Below are 347 nucleotides of genomic sequence, written 5' to 3'. Positions count from 1 at the left end.
TGCCATTAAGTTTAGACAAACATAATGATTTGTCATTATAGCGCTTGCTCAACAGCTTGGGTAAGCGTTTCTGACATTGGTTTTGTGCGGCTGTTAAAGCGTTGCACCTGTTGTCTATCCTTTGACACTAAGTACTTGTAAAAATTCCAATTTGGAGAGCTGGTTTGCTCGTTCAAAAATTGAAATACCGGATGAGCATCGTCGCCTCTCACCGGCGTGGGTGCGAGCATAGTGAAGGTCACACCATAATTGATGTAGCACACGTCAGCAGTGTCTTTTTCGTCATCTTCTTCTTGGAAAAAATCGTCAGATGGAAACCCTAACACCACCAAGCCTTGGTCTTTGTA

General features: G+C 43.2%; 1 pseudogene. It reads right to left on the bottom strand.

Annotation, left to right across the window (positions count from 1 at the left end):
- Positions 1-35: 35 nt before the first annotated feature.
- Positions 36-347, bottom strand: a pseudogene (locus tag CWC14_RS19085) (glutathione peroxidase); the annotation flags it as partial.

The organism is Pseudoalteromonas sp. S3260 (genome assembly GCF_005886925.1).
Lineage (GTDB): Bacteria > Pseudomonadota > Gammaproteobacteria > Enterobacterales > Alteromonadaceae > Pseudoalteromonas > Pseudoalteromonas tetraodonis.
Note: the sequence above shows the minus strand (reverse complement) of the source record. Positions and strands in the feature narration are given on the sequence as shown.